Origin of the sequence: Rhodoferax sp. (assembly GCF_028688795.1) — a bacterium.
In the GTDB taxonomy this organism is placed as follows: Bacteria; Pseudomonadota; Gammaproteobacteria; order Burkholderiales; family Burkholderiaceae_C; genus Rhodoferax.
In genome coordinates, this window is the sequence record NZ_JAQTXM010000001.1 from 198,932 (window position 1) to 217,898 (window position 18,967).

The window sequence follows — 18,967 nt, forward strand, 5'->3', positions numbered from 1 at the left end:
AGCCGCAGAATAAACAAAGGCTGCATTGACCCATCTGCTTAACCTGTTGGCCGCGATTGCCCTGCTGGTATGGGGCACGCATCTGGTACGCAAAGACACCTTGCGTGTGTTGGGCGCCAATTTGCGCCGGGTGCTGGCACAAAGTGTCAGCCACCGGTTTAACGCCATGGCCTCGGGCATCGGGGTCACGGCGCTGGTGCAGTCCAGCACCGCCACCGCACTCATCATCTCGGCGTTTGTTGGTCAGGGGCTGATGGCCTTGCCGTCGGCGCTGGCCGTGATGCTGGGGGCCGACCTGGGCACCAGCCTGATGGCACTGGTGTTTTCGCGTGACCTGTCCTGGCTGTCACCGCTGTTCATCTTCTGTGGCGTGGTGCTGTTCATTGCCCGCCAGTCCACCAACGTGGGTTATGTCGGGCGCATCTTCATTGGGCTGGGGCTGATGCTGCTGGCGCTGAGTCTGGTGCGGGGGGCGGCTACCGAACTCACCCAAGCCCCCGCTGTGCGCGCCTTGCTGGCCTCCCTGGGCAGTGACCGGTTGCTGGAAATCACGCTGGGCGCGGCGCTGTCGGTGCTGAGCTATTCCAGCCTGGCCATTGTGCTGCTCACCGCCACCCTGGCCAGCACACAAGTGATCCCCGTGGACGTGGCGCTCGGCCTGGTGCTGGGAGCCAACCTGGGCAGCGGCTTGCTGGCCGTGCTGACAACCCTCGGCGGGCCGGTAGAAGTGCGCCAGGTGCCCTTGGGCAACTTGATCTTCAAGGTATTGGGTATCGCGCTGATGGCGCCCTTGGCAGGTGTCTGGCTGCACCACGCGACACCGCTTCTGCCTGATGTGGCCACGGTGGTGGTGCTGTTTCACCTGACGTTCAACGTCATCGTGAGCGTCATCTTCATTGGGCTCACCGACGTGGTGGCACGTGTGGTGACGTTTTTCCTGCCCAAGCCGATCAGCAACAACCTGAACGGTCGGCAACGCCACTTGGACCCGTCTGCGCTGGCCACACCCTCGGTGGCACTGTCTTGCGCAGTACGCGAGGCCATGCACCAGTCCGACGTGGTGGAAACCATGCTGCGCGGGGTGGCCGATGTCATCAAGAACAATGACATGGCCATGGCCAAGGCACTGCAAAAGATGGACGACACGGTCGATGAGCTTTACTCTGACATCAAGTATTACCTGACCAAAATCTCGCGCGAGTCTCTGAGCGAAAAAGAAGCCCACCGCTGGGCCGAGATCATCAGCTTCACCATCAACATGGAGCAAATTGGCGACATCATCGAACGCGTGCTGGGCGACATCGAAAAAAAGAAAATCAAGGCTGGCCGCAATTTTTCCGAGGCTGGCATGGCCGAAATCACCGCACTGCACGGCCAGCTGGTCGACAACCTGCGCCTGGGCATGAGCGTCTTTTTAAATGCCAATGTGCGGGACGCCAGGAAATTGCTCGAAGAAAAAACCCGTTTCCGTGACATGGAACTGGCCTACGCGGCCAACCACCTCAACCGCCTGTCGGACAACACGCTGCAAAGCATCGAGACCAGTTCGCTGCACCTGGACCTGATCAGCGACCTCAAACGCATCAACTCGCACATCTCAAGCATCGCCTACCCCATTCTTGATTCAGTCGGCGCGCTGGAGCCCAGCCGTCTGCGCCCGACAAGCCCTTCCCACCCATGACCCCCCAAGACTATGTTCAGCAAAAAGCGGTTGCCTCAGGCAGCAGCTTTTATTACGCCTTTTTGTTTTTGCCAACACAAAAGCGTGCCGCCATCACCGCGTTTTATGCGTTTTGCCGCGAGGTGGATGACGTGGTGGACGACATGGTCGACCCCAGCGTGGCCGCCACCAAACTGCAGTGGTGGCGCGCAGAAGTGGCGCAGGCATTTGCCGGCACGCCCAGCCACCCGGTGCTGCAGGCGCTGATGCCACTTGCCGCCACCTTCCAGATCGAGCAGCGCCACCTGCAAGCCGTGATTGAAGGCTGCCAGATGGACCTGAGCCAAACTCGCTACCTTGATTTTGCTGGCCTGCAGCGCTACTGCCATCTGGTGGCGGGCGAAGTGGGCGAAGTCGCTGCGCGCATTTTTGGCCAGACCGATGCACAAACCACCGCCTATGCCCACGCGCTGGGCCAAGCGCTGCAGCTCACCAACATCATCCGCGACGTGGGCGAAGACGCGCGGCGTGGCCGCATCTACCTGCCAGTCAATGAGTTGAAACAATTTGGCGTGACCGCGCAAGAGATTCTCAACGGCACCTACTCAGACCGCTTCACAGCGCTGATGCGTTTTCAAGCCGAGCGCGCCCAGGGCTTGTATGACCAAGCGCTGGCGCTGCTGCCCGTGGCCGATTTGCGGGCGCAAAAACCGGGCCTGATGATGGCCAGCATTTACCGCGCCCTGCTGCGCGAGATTGAGCTTGAGAACTTTGCCGTGCTGCACCAGCGCATCAGCCTCACGCCGCTGCGCAAGCTTTGGCTGGCCTGGAAAGTGCAAGCGCTGGGGCGCCTGTGAGCCGAAAGAACACGCCTTGAAAATCGCCATCATTGGCGCGGGCTGGGCTGGTTTGGCGGCTGCGGTCACGGCCACCCAAGCCGGTCACAACGCTACAGTTTTAGAAGCTACTCACGCTTATGGCGGAAGGGCTAGAGGCCTAAATGTCTTAAAAAATTGCACCCTGCCAAATGGCACACCGGTGACGCTAGACAACGGCCAGCACATCCTGATTGGGGCCTACACCGAAACCCTCAAGCTGATGCGCCAAGTGGGCGTCAACCCGGCTCAAGCCTTGCTAAGCACACCCATGGCGCTGCTGTTCCCGCAAGGCGAAGGCATCCGGTTCAAAGACTGGCCGACACCGCTGGACGCGTTGGGCGGCATCCTGGCCGCGCGCGGCTGGTCGCTGGGCGACAAGGCTTCACTATTGCGAGCTTCCGTGGGCTGGCGGCTGCAGGGCTTCAGCTGCGCGGCCGATGTGTCGGTGGCTGAGCTGTGCCGCGCCCTGACCCCAAGAATCAACGCCGAGCTGATCGAGCCGCTGTGCGTGTCAGCCCTGAACACGCCAGCAGAGCGCGCCAGCGCCCAAGTGTTTTTGCGTGTGCTGCGCGACGCCTTGTTTGGCATGCAAGGCGGCTCGCGCCTGCTGCTGCCTCGTGTCGACTTGAGCGCGCTGTTTCCTGATGCCGCAGCGGCTTGGCTACAACAACACGGCGGCCAGGTGCGGCTAGGCCAACGGGTTGAAACCATTAAAAAACAAGGCGAAAGCTGGTGGGTAGATGGTGAGGTCTTTGACGCGGTCATTCTTGCAACTTCAGCATCAAATGCGGCTCTAGCCCTTATGAATAATGCGCAAGCAGCTACTCAACCTATAGCAAATAAAATGCAAACCTGGGCCATGCAATGCCAGGCTTTGCGTTTTGAAGCCATTGCCACCGTCTATGCGTGGGCGGCTGATGCAAAGCTGGCGCACCCCATGCTGGCACTGCGCAGCAGCCCGCCCTGCCCTGCGCAATTTGCCTTTGACCGGGGCCAGTTGGGCGGCCCGGCAGGCTTGCTGGCGTTTGTGGTGAGTGCCGCCGAGGGCGACCGGGCCACGCTTGAGGCCCAGGTGTTGGCGCAAGCCCAGGCACAGCTGGGCTTAAGCTTGCAGGCGGTTCAAACCGTGGTTGAAAAACGCGCCACCTTTGCCTGCACGCCCGGCCTGCAGCGCCCGCCAACCCAGATTGCACCAGGCCTACTGGCCTGCGGCGACTATGTGGCGGGGCCTTACCCGGCCACACTGGAAGGTGCCGTGCGCAGCGGCCAGGCTGCCGCGCACGCCCTCGCCGCTTGACGTCTGGTTTATCAGGCTTTGCCCAGCAAACCACCCAGCATCCCCATCAGGTCACCGGCATTGCCCAAGCCACCTTCAGGTGCCGTGCCATTGGGGGTCAACTTGTCAATCAAGCCGGGCAGCATTTGCGCCAATTGGCCAGACAGCTGCGACGGGTCCAGTCCAAGCTGGCTGGCCGCCTTGGTCACCATGTCGCTGCCCAGCGCATCGGACAGCTGGTCGCCCGAAATGGCCTGGTTGGCACCCGTGCCAATCCATGAGTTCACCGCGTCGCCCAGGCCCGCTTGCCGGAATTTTTCCACCAGGCCATTCAGGCCGCCGGCTTCACCGTTGTTGGCCAGCAAACCACTCAACACGTTCGCCAAACCACCTTGCTGCTGCACATGGTTAGTGACAGCGCCCAACACCGAATCAAACAAACTCATAGGTTCCCCCTTAAATTGAAGCTGCAAATTGTCAGGGGCAAACGGCGTTGATACGCCATCGGCCCTTATGATCACTTTGCTAAACGGGCATTTTGCACACCTTTTTCATGAAACTCGCACTCAAGATTTCTCTCGGCACGTTGTTGGGTTTGTTGCTGGTCGCCACGATCGGCGGCTCCTGGTATGTCTACAGCAAGCAGCCCAAGCGCTCTGGCGAGCTGACGCTGGAGCGCCTGAGCGCCCCGGTCACGGTGCGTTATGACGAGCTTGGGGTGCCGCACATCAAGGCCAGCAAAGAGTCTGACCTGTACCGCGCGCTGGGCTATGTGCACGCGCAAGACCGCCTGTTCCAGATGGAAATGGTGCGCCGCCTGGCGCAGGGTGAACTGGCCGAAGTGATGGGCCCCAAGCTGATCAAGACCGACCGGCTGTTTCGCACCCTGGGGCTACGCGCTCACGCCATCAAAACCGTGGCCGCCATGGACCTGCAAAGCCCCGCCATCCAGGCCCAAAGCGCTTACCTTGACGGCATCAACCAGTTTCAGGCCACGCACCCGGCACCCATCGAGTTCGATATGCTGGGCATTCCCAAGCGCCGGTTCACCTTGCAAGACACCGTGGCCGTGTCGGGCTACCTGGCCTACAGCTTTGCTGCCGCCTTCAAAACCGAGCCGCTGCTGACTTTTGTGCGTGACGAACTGAGTGATGACCATCTCAATATATTTGACCTGGAATGGAACCCGCAGGGCGTGATCGAAGCAGCGCCCAAAACGGCCATGAACCGGTCCACGCCCAAAACCCGCACACCCGACTGGCACGCCCTGAGCCAGCTTGCCCAAGTCAGCCAGGAAGCGCAAACCCTGGCCGGCGTGCCGCTGTTTGAGGGCAGCAACGCCTGGGCCGTGTCGGGCCAGCGCACCTCCAGCGGCAAGCCCATGCTGGCGGGCGACCCGCACATTGGTTTCTCTTTGCCCTCGGTCTGGTACGAGGCCCACCTGAGCATGCCGGGCTTTGAGCTGTATGGCAATTTTCAGGCGCTCAATGCATCGGCGCTGCTGGGCCACAACCAGCAGTTTGGCTGGAGCCTGACCATGTTCCAAAATGACGACCTTGACCTGATCATTGAAAAAGTCAACCCAGCCGACCCCAACCAGGTGTGGTTTCAGGGCGAGTGGGTTGACCTTGAAACCACCGAAGAGCTCATCAAGGTCAAAGACCTCAAGCCCATCAAGCTCACGCTGCAGCGCTCGCCGCACGGCCCAATCATCAGCAACGCGTTTCGCGACACCTTGGGTGGTGCCCCGGTGGCCATGTGGTGGACATTTCTGGAAACCGACAACCCCCTGCAAGAAGCGTTTTACGAGCTAAACCGCGCCAGCACCCTGGCCAAGGCGCGAGACGCGGCCAGCAAAATACATGCACCCGGCCTGAATGTGGTGTGGGCCAGCGCCTCGGGCGACATTGGCTGGTGGGCCGCCGCCAAGCTGCCCATTCGCCCGGCCGACGTCAACCCGGCCTTCATGCTCGACGGCGACTCGGAAGAGGCCGACAAACTCGGTTTTTATCGCTTCAGCGACAACCCGCAAGAAGAAAACCCGCTGCGCGGCTACATCGTGTCAGCCAACCACCAGCCCCACAGCACCAGCGGCTTGCCCGTTCCCGGCTACTACAACCCAGCCGACCGGGCGCAGGCCCTGGAAGACCGGCTGGGCAACGACGCCCTGCAATGGAACCAGCTCAACACCGAGTCGCTGCAACTCAGCACCCAAACCGCCTACTTCTGGCGCGTGCTCGGGCCCTTGATGCCCGACCTGAGCGACGTGGTGCGCGACCCGCTGGAGCGTTCGGTGTTTGACAGCCTGTCCCAGTGGGACGGCCAATACACCGTGCAAAACATTCCACCCACCGTGTTCACCCAGTTTCTGTACGAGCTGACCCGCGCCGCCATGGCTGATGAACTAGACAAAGCGCAATTTGCCAACCTGCTGGGCACCCGCGCGCTCGACCTGGCCTTGCCCCGCCTGGCCAGCGATGAAACCTCGCCTTGGTGGGACGACATCAAGACCGACAAAGTGGAAACCCGCCGCGACATCGTGCGCATAGCCTGGCGCGCCACCATCACGCACCTTCAGAACACCTTGGGCAAAAGCCCCAACGACTGGGGTTGGGGCCATGCCCACACCCTGACCCACGTGCACCCGCTGGCGAAACAGAAAGCGTTGGGCACGGTGTTTAATGTGGGCCCGTTTGACGCACCCGGTGGGCGCGAGGTGCCCAACAACTTGTCTTACCCCATTGGCCCCGCCCCGTGGGCTGTCACTTATGGCCCGTCCACCCGGCGCATCATTGATTTTGCCGATGCCAGCAAAGCGCGTGGCATCAACCCGGTGGGCCAAAGTGGCGTGTTATTTGATGCCCATTACAGCGACCAGGCCGCCGCCTACATGGTGGGCGGCTACATGTCGCAGTACCTGAGCGAGAAAGACGTGGCGGCCAACGCTCGCAGCACGCTAACCCTCAAGCCTGCGGCGGCACCAGCAGCCAAATAGGCGCTGGCTGGCCAATACACCTCAAAACGGGCTGATCACACCGGTCGGCGAAAATGCCGCATGACCTTACTGACCTCACCATTTGCCAAAGAGCCCTCGTTCACCCATGGACAAACACCGCGCACCGCCGTGCTGTACTGCAACCTGGGCACACCAGACGCCCCCACCACACCCGCAGTGCGGCGATTTTTAGCCGAGTTTTTAGGCGACCCACGTGTGGTTGAGGTACCCCGACTGCTCTGGCTGCTGATACTGCACGGCATCATCCTGCGCTTTCGCCCGGCCAAGTCGGCCGCCAAATACGCCACGGTCTGGCTCCCCGAAGGCTCGCCCCTGAAGATTTGGACAGAAAAGCAAGCCAAGCTGCTGCAAGGCTGGCTGGGCGAGCGGGGGCACAGCGTGCAAGTGCGCTACGCCATGCGTTACGGCGCCACGTCGATTGCCTCACAGCTTGACGCACTCAAGGCCGCAGGCACCACCCGTGTGCTGATCTTGCCGGCCTACCCCCAATATTCGGCCACCACCACCGCCAGCCTGTTTGACGCGGTGTACCAGTGGGCTGGCAAGGTGCGCCATTTGCCAGAGCTTCGCTTCATCAACCATTACCACGACGATGCGCGCTACATTGCCGCGCTGGCGGGCACCGTGCAACGCTACTGGCAGGCCAATGGCCGCCCCGACGTGCTGGTGATGAGCTTTCACGGCGTGCCAGAACGCACCCTGCACCTGGGCGACCCCTATCACTGCGAATGCTTCAAAACGGCGCGTCTGCTGGCCGAACAACTGGGCTTGGGCAAAGAACAATACAAGGTCACTTTTCAGTCGCGCCTGGGCCGCGCCAAATGGCTGGAGCCCTACACCGAACCCACCTTGATCGAGATGGGCAAAAGCGGTGTGAAGCGTGTCGATGTGATCTGCCCGGCCTTCACCAGCGACTGCCTGGAAACCCTGGAAGAAATCAACCAGGAAGCACGTGAGGCGTTTTTACACGCCGGTGGCAAAGAATTTCACTACATCCCCTGCCTGAATGACGACCCGGCCTGGATCACCGCGCTGGCCGACATCACCCAGCAGCACCTGCAAGGCTGGCCCACCCTGGCGGCACCCGACAGCGCCGCGCTGGCTGCATCCAAAGCGGCCGCAATGGCGTTGGGCGCTACACGCTGAAGCCCCTCCGGTTTGTCGAAAAACTTTACACATTAGTCGTGGATAATTCCAAATAATACTGAATATGATTTGAAATCAATGATCTAGATGCCATGGCTGCCCTAGACCCGCGCCACAAGACGCACAATATTCCGGGCAAGTTTCTCTCTTATATGCAAAGCGGGTTGCCGGTGTTGGCCACAATTAACGCTGGCAATGACTTGGCAGATGTGATTCAGACCGAGCGTGTGGGCAGGTTTGCACAGACAACTCGGTAGCCACGCAGCAACGCCTGGCGCAAGCGCTTGTGCATGAGCTAGCGGCTGATACGACGATGTCGGCCCGTTGCCAGGCGCTGTCAGCCAAGCTGTTTTCGCCTGAAGTTGCGGTGAAGCAGATTACGGCGGCTTTGGCAGCTTGAGTAGATGCCACCCTAGATCGCCATGATCTTTGGCCGTGTGATGGTGCGGCCACCATTGCGAGCGAAGCGCGGCAATCGGTACTACTTATTCAATAGCTACCTACGGATGACATTTTTTGAGTTTTTTGCCCCAAAAAAATAGTATTATTCGTGGCAAAAATGGGAAAACACACTGATTCTGTTGATGCAAACATCCTGATGCGCCTCCAGTCGCATGGGCAGGGTTGGGTGTTCACGCCCGCCGATTTCGCCGATCTTGGCAGCCGCACGGCGGTGGCTACGGCGCTCAAGCGCCAGAAGGCGGCAGGTACCATTCGCCTTTTGGGGCGCGGCCTGTATGACATCCCCATTGTCCATCCGGTATTAGGATTGCTTTGGCCCGCCATTGAAACGGTGGCAAAGGCGCTAGAGCGCAAAGAGGGAATTCGGTTGCAACCTTCAGGTGTTTACGCGGCCAACCTGCTGGGTTTGTCTGAGCAAGTACCGGCAAAAGTGGTGTTTTTGTCTGACGGTGCAACGCGGTCTGTGAAGGTGGGGCCCACCCAGATCAGCCTTACTCGCACGACCCCACGCAACATGGCGGCGGCGGGCAGATTGAGCGGCCTGCTAATTCAGGCGTTTCGCAGCCTTGGTGCGGCCAACATCACGCCTCAACGCATTGCGCACTTACGTGAGTCATTGCCGGATGTGGAGCGTGCCAAGTTGTTGCACGACATTGCGCTGGCTCCTGAGTGGATGCATGCCCATTTACGTGAGGTGGCCAAACCATGAGCAGCCTTTTCTTGGCAATGTCGAATCAAGACCGCAAACTGGCGTTTGACAATGCGGCTCTCACCCTGCACCTCAATGCCGTGATTCTGGAAAAGGACTTCTGGGTGTCGTGGCTATTGGGTCTGTTGTTCGCGCAGCCTGAGCTGGCACCATTTTTGGTGTTCAAGGGTGGCACGTCCCTTTCTAAGGTGTTTGGGGTGATTGACCGGTTCTCCGAAGATATTGATCTGTGCTTGGTGCCGGAGTTTGTGGGCGCAGATGCGCCGGGCTTTGACGCATTGACCAGTCGCGTCAAGCGCGATGCGGCTGTGTTGAAAATGCAGCACCTGTGTGCTGCGAAGGTGCAGCAGGTGGTATTGCCGCTGCTGACAAGTGTGATCACCGATGCTTTAGGCGCCGCGCCTGGGGGCGAGTGGCTGCACTACGAACTTGATACAGATGCGAAGTCGCCCATTCTTTACTTTCGCTACCCAACGACACAAACACAAGGTTTTGGCTATATGCGCCGCGAGGTCAAATTGGAGTTTGGCACGCTCACGGACCAGCAGCCCACCGGGCGTTACCCAATACAAGCGCTCATCGTCAGTGCCTATCCGGCCCTGTTCAGTGACTGGCATTGCGACGTGGTGGCCCTGGAATTGCAGCGCACTTTTTGGGAGAAAGCGACTATCTTGCATGCTGAATATCATCGCCCGCCCGATTCGCCCACACCTGACCGGTATGCACGTCATTATTTCGACATGGTCCGTTTGCTGGCACACGCAAGCGCACCACGGTTTTGGGCTGACAAGTCGCAATGCGAGCGGGTGGTGGACTGGAAAAGCCGGGTGTTTGCCCGCGGCTGGGCGCGCTACGATTTGGCCCAGCATGGCACTTTCCGACTGGTACCGCCGAAAGTGCGGCAGGCCGCTTTGGCGCGGGATTACGCGACGATGCGCCCCATGTTCATGACCGAACCGCCAAGTTTTGACACGCTGTTGCAAGAGCTAGCAATTGCTGAAAACGCCATCAACAAATTGTGATGCCGCAGTCTGGCCCTGGAGCAGATCTGGGGACCCAGATGATGCCAATATTTGGCATATCTATTTTTTTGGTTTTTTGGCCAGCCTGAGCGATACCTCAGGCGCTTGTGCCAAAGCGGCTTCAAGCCGCTGGCACAGGGTGCGCAAAATCTTCACCCGGGCGTAGTTTTTGTCGTTGGCCTCCACCAGCGTCCAGGGTGACTCACCGGTGCTGGTGCGCTCCACCATGTCGCAAATGGCTTGCTGGTAGTCGTGCCATTTTTCGCGGTTGCGCCAATCTTCCTGGGTGATCTTGAAGCGTTTGAACTCAATTTTTTCACGTTCTTTGAAGCGCTTGAGTTGCTCGGCCTGGCTGATTTGCAGCCAGAACTTGACCACAACCACCCCGGCCTCGATCATTTCGTGCTCAAAGTCATTGATCTCGCTGTAGGCGCGCAGCCAGTCGGCCTCAGTGCAAAAGCCCTCAACGCGCTCCACCAGCACCCGGCCATACCAGGTGCGGTCAAACATGGCCACATGACCGTGGCGCGGCAAATGCCGCCAAAAGCGCCACAAGTGGGGTTGGTCTTTTTCTTCGTCGGTGGGGGCTGCCACTGGCGTCACCTGGTATTGGCGTGCGTCCAGTGCGCCTGCAATGCGCCGAATGGCACCGCCTTTGCCGGCAGCGTCAGCGCCTTCAAACGCACACACCAAAGAGCGCCCCTGAAAGCGGGCGTCGCGCACCAGTTCAGACAGGCGGCCCTGCCATTTGGCCAACTGGTCTTTGTAGGGTTTGTCGGCCAAGGCCAGCGTCAGATCAAGCTCCGAGAGCACGTTGCGGCCATCCAGGTCGACCCGCACCATGGGCGGCATGAGTGCGCGCGGTGGCGCTGCCTCGGCCAGTTTGTTTTGCAAGGCTTTGAGCAACACTTGGCCCACCGTCATGGAACGGTAACGGTCGCAAGCGCCCTCCACCACCACCCAGGGCGCGGCGGCGGTATTGGTAATGCGCAGCAAATGGCCAGCAACATCTTGCAACTGGTCGTAGGTTTTAAGACGGTCCCAGTTCCACTGCGTGACTCGCCAAGCGGTGCGCGGGTCGCTAGAGAGCGCCTTGAGTCGCTGGCGTTGCCCGTCTTTGGTCAGGTGAAACCAGAACTTGAGCACCAGCGCACCTTCGTTAACCAGCATCTCTTCAAAGCGGTTGATCTGCTCGGCCCGGGCATCGAGCTCTTTGACAGAAATTTCGCCATAAATGCGCTCGCGGATGGGTTCGGAATACCAAGACCCCGCAAAAATACCCACCCGGCCCTTGGGCGGCAGGCTGCGCCAGTAGCGCCACATGGGCGGGCGCTCGCGTTCTTCGTCGCTGGGCTGCGAAAACGCCAGGGTTGAAATAAAGCGCGGGTCCATCCACTCATAGAGCGTGTTGATGGTTTCACCCTTGCCAGCACCATCTTGGCCACTGATGAGCACCACCACGGGCGTTTTGTGTTTTTCAAACAAGTCCACTTGCGCGGCCAACAAGGCGGCACGCAGTGTGGGCACGGCTTCACGGTAGGCAGACTTGGCCAGCTTGTGGCCAATTTCAGCGGATTCAAACATCAATGGCTTTCGTTGAACGGCTCAATCAGTTGGGCTGAGGCACTGGCAAACTCACCCGAAATGTGCTGCCCTTGCCCGGCTCGCTGTGCACAGCCAATTCGCCATGGTGCTGTTTGATGATTTCCCAGCTGGTGGACAAGCCCAAACCGGTGCCTTTGCCAACCGCTTGGGTGGTGTAAAACGGCTCAAAAATGCGCTTTTGCACGTCTGGCGCCATGCCGCAACCGGTGTCACAGACCTCCAGCCAGACCTGGCCTGACTGCGCGCCACTGCGCACCGTGATCAGCCCTTGTTTGTCAATGGCTTGCGCCGCATTGGTCAGCAAATTCACCAGCACCTGCTTGATTTGTGAGGCCATGCAGGACACCGGCGGCAGGCTTGCCAGCGCTTTGGCCACACTGGCTTTTGACTTGATCTCGCTGGCCACCACGCCAAGCGCACTCTCCAACACCTGGTTCAAATCAGCCGGAGCCCACTGACTGTTGTCTGCGCTAGAAAAGTCACGCAAGCCACTGACGATTTTTTTGACCCGCTCCAGGCCTTCGCGTGATTCACGGATGAGGCCGGGCATGTCTTCTTGCAGGTAGTCAAAATCAATTTTTTGGCGCGCCGCTGCCACGCTGCTTTGCTGCTCGGTGGTCAGGGTGGCGTTTGTGGCCTGGTACACGCCGATCAAATCAAACAACTGACCAACATAGCCAGAAAGTGAGCCCAGGTTAGAGGTGACAAAGCCGATGGGGTTGTTGATTTCATGCGCCACGCCGGCCGCCAGTTGCCCCACTGCTGCCATTTTTTCAGACTGCAGCAGCTGGGCTTGTGTCTGCTTCAGGCGGGTCACGGTGTCTGCCAGGTCACGTGTGCGCTCTTGCACGCGCAATTCCAGCGACTGGTTGGCCATCGTCAAGGCGGCTTGCGTTTTACGCACGGCTTCATTGGCAAGCACCAATTTTTGGTTGCGCTCGGTGAGCAAGGTGAACAAGTCCAACAGCGCACTGTGATACACCGCGTGGGCACCATCGGGCGGCTGGTTCGCATGCTCATAAGCCATCAACGCCGTTTGCCCGGCAGCCATGTCTTTCAGTTGGGCCGCCATGCGCTGGTCTTCTTCCAAAATATGAAAGCTCAGCCAACTGCTCAAAAAGCGCAACAGCTCGGTGCCGGTAAGCGAGCCATCTTCTTCATATTGCCGGCGCATTTGGATGATCTCGTCGACAAACGCCTGATGCGTCACATGGTGGTGCGCAAGGTAGTCGGGGGCCATTCCCTTTTGTGCCATCAAGCGCTCTTCATCACGGAAGTGCACCACGGCGTACTTGGTCAGGTTGTCCAGCAGCGGGCCAACTGCGCGCTTGGCGACATCGTCATTGAGCGCCAGATGCGGCGCCGCCAGGTTGATCATGTCCACCAGCGCGTGGTGCTGGGTGTCTACCAGCTCCAGGCCGGTTTCAAAATGGGGGTTCCAGGCCATTAGTTGCATCAAAGCTCCCTCGAATTGCAGTTTGGCTCAAGCTCGGCCTGCTTGGCATTGATGGGCAGCACCAGACGAAACGTAGAGCCAACACCCGGCGTCGACTGCAACAGAATTTTTCCGTGGTGTCGGCTCATGATGTCAGCCGCAATCGACAGCCCCAGCCCGGTACCCAGGCCAACCGCTTTGGTGGTGTAAAACGGTGCAAACACTTGCGCCTGTTTTTCTGCTGCGATGCCGCAACCCGTGTCCTGAACCTCTATCCACACCTGGTCTCCCTCGACACCCGTGCGAACCGTCAGGGTGCCGCGCTCGGCAATGGCCTGCCCGGCATTGACCAGCAGGTTCATCACCACCTGGTTGATTTGGGACGCCACGCAATACACCTGCGGCAGGTCCGCATACTCACGAACCACCTGCACCTTGTACTTGAGCTGGTTCCACACCACGTTGATGGTGCTCTCGATACCCGCTTGCAGGTCAGCCCAACCCCAGTCGTTGTCACCGGAGCGTGAGAAGTTTTTCAGGTCCAGCACAATCTTGCTGACACGACTCACACCGTCTCGCGACTCATCAATCAGCTGCGGCAAATCTGTGGCCATGAACGCAAAATCTGCCGATGCCTTGCGCAACCGAACCGACTCGAACAAGGGCGCCTGCGCCGCGCCCAATTTGTTTTCAATGGCTTCATAGTCATTGACCAAGCCCAAGAGTTCTTCAATGTAGTTGGCCAGCGTGCCCAGATTGGACTTGACGAAACCAATGGGGTTGTTGATTTCATGCGCCACACCGGCGGCCAACTGACCAATAGCGGCCATTTTTTCTGACTGCAGCAGTTGCACCTGCGCCTCTGAGAGCTTTTTATTGACCACCTCCAGCTCTTCCAGCCTGCGTTGCAGTGCCGCCTCGGCGCGGGCGCGTCGCACCACACGCCACAGGTCGTTACCGATCAGCGTCAGGGTGTCGATGTCAGCATCTGAGTAGTTGATGGCTTTGTTGCCAACCCCCATGATCATGCGCACCTGGTCGCCTTCAACCACGGGCACCGAAATCAGCCGCTGCAGGCCTGCGTGCCCCTCAGGCAGACCACATTTGGCGGGGTAAGAGGCGTAGTCATTGAACATGACCGGCCTTTTTTCGCGCACACAGTCGGCCCAGATGCCTGCCTGGCTGACCGGGTAATGTGCGTCGTAGGCCACGGTACAGCCACGCAGGGCGCCAGCAGTCCAGGTGACCAGCTCCAGGGTTTCCTGATCGTCATTGACGAAGTGCAAAAAACCAATGCTGCTGCGGGTGAGTTTTTCTGCCATTTCCAGGCCGCGCGACAAAAATTCTTTTTCTGGCAGCAAACCGCCCAGTTCGTTGACCTGCAGCAACACCGAGGTGAGTTCTGCTGCCTGGTAGCGTTCGGTAGCGTCCAGGCTCAGCCCGGCCAAAAGCCGCTCGCCCGCATCGTTTTCAATGGCAAACATGTGTGTCTCAAAGTGTTGGCCATTGAACGTTTCTTCAACCATGCGTCGGCCACCGTCTGCCAGCATTTGCAGGTCCAGCTGCGTGATCACATCGGCAAATTCTTTGGGGAATATCTCGTGAGCGGTCTTGCCAATCAGTGCCTGCGGGGGAACCCCCAGTGCCTGCACCAGGTGCTGGTTGACCATCAGCATGCGAAGTTGGCTGTCTTTGACATAGATCGTGCCGGGAAACTCGTCAATGAAGCGCTGCAACATGCGCTGCATGCTCTTCATTTGCAACTGGTCACGCTGGCGGTCAGTGACGTCGTGGATCGTCGAAAGCAAAAAAGCTTCGCCATTGAAATTCACCAGGCTGCTGAACACCTCGACATCACGCACCTCACCACTGGCCAGTCGGTGCTTGAAATCAAAGTGTGTTTTTCGGGCGCTTGCGGCCAGCGCCATCTCGGCGCGAATCTGGTCCGGCGTCAAGGTGTTGATGTCCATCACGTTCATTGACGTCAGCGTGGCTTTGTCCCAGCCGTAGTACTTCACGGCCTCCAGGTTGGCGTCCACAATGCGCGCGTTGTCGGGGTTGACCAACAGCATGGGCATGCAGTTGTTGACAAACATGGCTCGGTAGCGGGATTCGCTCTCGGCCAAGGCTTCTGCGGTATCGATGCAACTGACCTGAGCCGGGCACACAAGTGGCGCTGCTTGCGGGTCGGTGATGCCTTTCGCGCTGGGGGCAGTGAGTGGACAGGAATCCATGGCGCTAAATGTTCAGGTTGTCGTTAAGGCAGGGTGCCCGGGTTGTCACGCCAGACATCGGCTTTGAGCCGTGTACCGATCGATTTCTCAAAGGAGATTATTTTTCTGATGACGGCGTCATCAAACACATGCCCGGCCGTGAGCATGAGCAAACCACTGGGCGTGATGAAGTCGCGCGACAGCACCATACCGGCGTGGAGTTCTGCGGCGCCAAGCGACAACTCCACCAGCTTGTCTGCCTGACTGATGCCTGAGGTCGCAACGGGCTCGCCCAACAAAGCGACCAAGGCCTGCACCACCACCGGGTCATAACGGCGACCGCTGCCGCGCACGATCACGGCCAGTGCCTCGGCCACTGGCAACTGGCACTGCCCCAACAAGCCAATTTGCAGGCTGTCATAGTCGCACGCCACGCTGAGAATGCGCGCGCCCACGGGTATGTGCTGGCCAACCAATTGCTGCGGGTAGCCGGCACCGTCAAAGCGCTCAAGGTGACTGCCAATCGTGTCGGCAGCACCCTTGAGCTCGTCAAGCGGCATCAACATTTGGGCAGCACGCGTGGGGTGTTTGCGGTAGCCCTCAAGTTGCCGGGTGTTCATCATGACAATGGGCGTGTCCATCAGGATGTCGTCAAAGCCAACCTTGCCAATTTCATGCAGCAGGCCGGCCACAAAGGTTTCCTGGATTTGCCGGCTATTGAGGTCCATGCGCTGAGCAAGGCGGCGCGCCAGGTCGGCCACACGTCGGGAATGCCCAGCCAACTTGCTGTTGCGCAACTCAATCAGGCTGGTGAAGACCTTGATGGAGGTGATGAAGTTGTTTTTAAGCCGCTCATTGGCGTTGTTGAGTGACGCATTGGCTTGTTTGAGCTCGGCCGTACGTTCTTCCACCTTGAGCTCAAGGCTGGCATTGAAGGCCTTGAGTGCGTCATTTTGCTGCTGCACCAGCGCTTGCAATCGCCGCTGCTCAATGGCCATGGCACGCTGCTGCAAGGCAGCTTGCACGATCAAGATGATGTCGTTGTCGTCCCAGGGCTTGGCAATGTAGCGGTAGATTTCTCCGCGGTTGATGGCCCCCATGATGGAAGAAATGTCGGCATAACCTGTGAGCAGCAGGCGCATGGTGTCGGGCCAGCGCTGGCGCACCTGTTCCAGAAACACCACGCCGTCCATTTCGGGCATGCGCATGTCTGAAATCACCAGGTCAAAAGTCTCACTCTCCATTAACGTCAAGGCGGCCTGACCACTCTCGGCCACCTTGACCTGCAGTCCCCGGGCACGAAACAAGCGCCGCAACGCCGACAGAATGCTGGGCTCGTCATCAACGCACAACACCGCACCGGCCTGCGCATTGGGGGGCGGATTTGTGGAGAGAACGGTCATGGTGATGTTGTTTTAAATGGGGTTAAGCGGCATCAAAAACTGGAGAACAGCCTTGACTCATTGAGCAAGGGGCCGAGGTCTCCCAGGCTGGCTTGCAACGCATCAATCTGCCCCCCAAGGCGCTTCTCTACCGTGGCAGGCAACGGGGCGTCTACCAGGCAACCACCATAGTCAAGGCCCAGGCGCTGGCTGATTTGATTGGCGGCAAAAACGCAGGCCAGCATGTCGGTGTCACATTGCTCGGGGGTGTGCAGGTGCCTGATGCTTTCCACCAAATTTGATGCAAAACGCCATTTTTCGGCCAGCATGGCGCCCACTTCAGCATGGTCAACGCGAATTACTTCAAACAAGGCGACATGCAAAGGCCGGCTGCTCCAAAGGCTCAATTCCATCGAACGGCGAAATTCTGTGGGCATGAACTGCGCCACCACCACTTTGCCAAAATCATGCAGCAAGCCGGCAATAAAACAATCATGCACATCGGCGTCGGGCAGGCGTTGTGCCAGTTGGCGGGCAATAGCCGCCGTGCTGAGCGAGTGCAGCAGATAACGCTGACCGTCAAAACCTGCCAACTGGTTATGGGGCAACATGCCAATGGCGGCAATGCTCAGCGCCAGATTTTTGATGGTGTTAAACCCCAAAAAAACCACCGCATGGTCAACCGAGGTGATTTGATTGGCCAGCCCGTAATAAGCTGAATTCACCACGCGCAAGACCTTGACGGTGACCACAGGATCGCGGTCAATCACTTGCACCAGATCTTTCGGTGAGCAGGCCACGTCGCGCGTCAGGTCGAGGATTTTTTGAACGCTCTTTGGAAACGCGGGCATCTGCTCGACGGCAGCGGCGAGTCGAAGAGACAAGTCAGGATTCATCGCACTCATGTTGCCGCATTACAAATGTATGTCGATCTCGTTGTTCAGTCGCACCACTTTACATCACAAACCCCACACCGAAAAGCCACAAATGTTGTCTAATTCGGCCTCGTTGGTAGCAACTTTTAAACAATATGACTGAATACCCGCACGCCACGATCCTGATCGTGGACGATGCCCCAGAAAACCTGTTTGTGCTGAGCGAATTGCTGCAGCCGCACTACCGTGTGCTGGCGGCCAACAATGGCGAGCGCGGCTTGCTGGTGGCCGCCGCCGAACCCTTGCCTGACCTGATTTTGCTGGACGTGATGATGCCCGGCATGAATGGCTACCAGGTGATGCAGGCGCTGCAAGCCAATGCCCGCACCGCCGATATACCGGTGATATTTTTAACCGCCCTGTCGAGCCCGCGCGAAGAAGAGCGTGGCCTGAACCTGGGCGCGGTCGACTACATTGCCAAGCCCATCACGCCGGCCACCGTGCTGGCCAGGGTGCGCACCCAATTGCAGGCCAAGCAGGCACGCGATTGGCTGAAAGACCAAAACGCCACACTCGAAGCCGAGGTGGCCCGACGCATGACCGAGAACGACCTGACCCAGCAGGTCAGCATTCGTGCCTTGGCGCACCTGGCTGAAATCCGCGACCCCGAAACTGGCAAGCATCTGGCGCGCACCCAGGGCTATGTCAGGCTGCTAGCCAAGTTGCTTGAACCCCACGCGCGCTTCAAAGAACGCCTGACGCCCCGCTATATCGACTTGCTGGCGCGTTCAGCCCCGCTGCATGACATTGGCAAGGTTGGCATTCCTGACCACATTCTGAACAAGCCTGGCAAACTCAATGCCGAAGAGTGGCGGGTGATGCAAACCCACGCCAAGCTCGGCAGTGATGCCATTGACCTGGCTGAGCAAGACATTGAAAAGCCGCTGGATTTTCTGGCGCTGGCCAAGGAAATTGCCCATTGGCACCATGAAAAATGGGATGGCTCGGGTTACCCCGACCGCTTGTCCGGCGATGCCATTCCCCTGTCGGCCCGACTGATGGCCATTGCCGATGTGTTTGACGCCCTGATCTCTCCACGCGTCTACAAACCAGCCTTTGCATTTGATGTGGCGCACGACCTGATTGCTGTGCAACGTGGCGCTCATTTCGACCCTGACATCCTGGACGCTTTCCTGTCTCACTACCAGGACTTTGTGGCCATCGCTGCGCAGCATCACGACAGCCAAACCGGCGCCTGATCAACTCACCCGGCTCGTTCGCCACAACC

Annotated in this window: 15 protein-coding genes; 9 read left to right on the forward strand and 6 right to left on the reverse strand. The window is 59.0% G+C overall.

Going from position 1 to position 18,967, the window contains the following annotated elements; genetic code table 11:
• The first annotated feature begins 25 nt into the window (after positions 1–25).
• From PHQ58_RS00960 to hpnE, 3 genes are read left to right on the forward strand one after another with little or no spacing between them, the layout of a single operon-like run.
• Entirely contained in the window at positions 26–1,681 is a 1,656-nt protein-coding gene (locus PHQ58_RS00960) for a Na/Pi cotransporter family protein (RefSeq protein WP_300105845.1), read from the forward strand.
• Complete coding sequence (gene hpnD / locus PHQ58_RS00965) at positions 1,678–2,517, forward strand: presqualene diphosphate synthase HpnD (protein ID WP_300105847.1); 840 nt, start codon at positions 1,678–1,680, stop codon at positions 2,515–2,517. Before PHQ58_RS00960 ends, hpnD begins: the two co-directional genes overlap by 4 nt.
• A 16-nt stretch (positions 2,518–2,533) precedes the next feature.
• Positions 2,534–3,835 (forward strand): hydroxysqualene dehydroxylase HpnE, encoded by a 1,302-nt coding sequence (gene hpnE / locus PHQ58_RS00970; RefSeq protein WP_300105849.1) that lies wholly within the window; start codon positions 2,534–2,536, stop codon positions 3,833–3,835.
• A gap of 11 nt (positions 3,836–3,846) precedes the next feature.
• Here the strand turns inward: hpnE and PHQ58_RS00975 are convergent, their stop codons facing one another.
• Complete coding sequence (locus PHQ58_RS00975) at positions 3,847–4,260, reverse strand: YidB family protein (protein WP_300105851.1); 414 nt, start codon at positions 4,258–4,260, stop codon at positions 3,847–3,849.
• 107 nt (positions 4,261–4,367) lie between these two features.
• Here PHQ58_RS00975 and PHQ58_RS00980 point away from each other — a divergent pair, with 107 nt between their 5' ends.
• The 5 genes from PHQ58_RS00980 to PHQ58_RS01000 all read left to right on the forward strand — a co-directional run bounded on the left by PHQ58_RS00980 (position 4,368) and on the right by PHQ58_RS01000 (position 10,169).
• Positions 4,368–6,809: a penicillin acylase family protein gene (locus PHQ58_RS00980; RefSeq protein ID WP_300105852.1), complete on the forward strand. Its 2,442-nt coding sequence runs from the start codon at positions 4,368–4,370 to the stop codon at positions 6,807–6,809.
• Positions 6,810–6,878: 69 nt separating this feature from the next.
• On the forward strand, positions 6,879–7,976 hold the full coding sequence (gene hemH, locus PHQ58_RS00985) for a ferrochelatase (protein WP_300106067.1): 1,098 nt from the start codon (positions 6,879–6,881) through the stop codon (positions 7,974–7,976).
• Between the two features lie 92 nt (positions 7,977–8,068).
• Positions 8,069–8,233 (forward strand): hypothetical protein, encoded by a 165-nt coding sequence (locus PHQ58_RS00990; protein WP_300105854.1) that lies wholly within the window; start codon positions 8,069–8,071, stop codon positions 8,231–8,233.
• A gap of 302 nt (positions 8,234–8,535) precedes the next feature.
• Positions 8,536–9,147: a DUF6088 family protein gene (locus PHQ58_RS00995; protein ID WP_300105856.1), complete on the forward strand. Its 612-nt coding sequence runs from the start codon at positions 8,536–8,538 to the stop codon at positions 9,145–9,147.
• Positions 9,144–10,169, forward strand: a complete 1,026-nt coding sequence (locus PHQ58_RS01000; RefSeq protein ID WP_300105858.1) for a nucleotidyl transferase AbiEii/AbiGii toxin family protein — start codon at positions 9,144–9,146, stop codon at positions 10,167–10,169. Before PHQ58_RS00995 ends, PHQ58_RS01000 begins: the two co-directional genes overlap by 4 nt.
• Positions 10,170–10,229: 60 nt before the next feature.
• Here the strand turns inward: PHQ58_RS01000 and pap are convergent, their stop codons facing one another.
• The 5 genes from pap to PHQ58_RS01025 are packed head-to-tail and all read right to left on the reverse strand — an operon-like array spanning position 10,230 to position 17,688.
• Complete coding sequence (gene pap, locus PHQ58_RS01005; RefSeq protein ID WP_300105860.1) at positions 10,230–11,753, reverse strand: polyphosphate:AMP phosphotransferase; 1,524 nt, start codon at positions 11,751–11,753, stop codon at positions 10,230–10,232.
• Positions 11,754–11,778: 25 nt separating this feature from the next.
• A complete protein-coding gene (locus PHQ58_RS01010) occupies positions 11,779–13,230 on the reverse strand; it encodes a bacteriohemerythrin (protein WP_300105862.1) in 1,452 nt (483 codons plus the stop codon).
• Positions 13,230–15,443: a GAF domain-containing protein gene (locus tag PHQ58_RS01015; protein WP_300105864.1), complete on the reverse strand. Its 2,214-nt coding sequence runs from the start codon at positions 15,441–15,443 to the stop codon at positions 13,230–13,232. Before PHQ58_RS01015 ends, PHQ58_RS01010 begins: the two co-directional genes overlap by 1 nt.
• Before the next feature lie 23 nt (positions 15,444–15,466).
• Positions 15,467–16,825, reverse strand: a complete 1,359-nt coding sequence (locus tag PHQ58_RS01020; protein WP_300105865.1) for an HD domain-containing phosphohydrolase — start codon at positions 16,823–16,825, stop codon at positions 15,467–15,469.
• Between the two features lie 32 nt (positions 16,826–16,857).
• Positions 16,858–17,688 (reverse strand): HDOD domain-containing protein, encoded by an 831-nt coding sequence (locus tag PHQ58_RS01025; protein ID WP_300105867.1) that lies wholly within the window; start codon positions 17,686–17,688, stop codon positions 16,858–16,860.
• A gap of 146 nt (positions 17,689–17,834) precedes the next feature.
• Between PHQ58_RS01025 and PHQ58_RS01030 the strand changes: the two genes are divergently transcribed.
• The gene (locus tag PHQ58_RS01030; RefSeq protein WP_300105869.1) at positions 17,835–18,938 is read left to right on the forward strand and encodes an HD domain-containing phosphohydrolase; all 1,104 of its coding nucleotides are present in this window, start codon (positions 17,835–17,837) and stop codon (positions 18,936–18,938) included.
• Positions 18,939–18,967 lie beyond the last annotated feature (29 nt).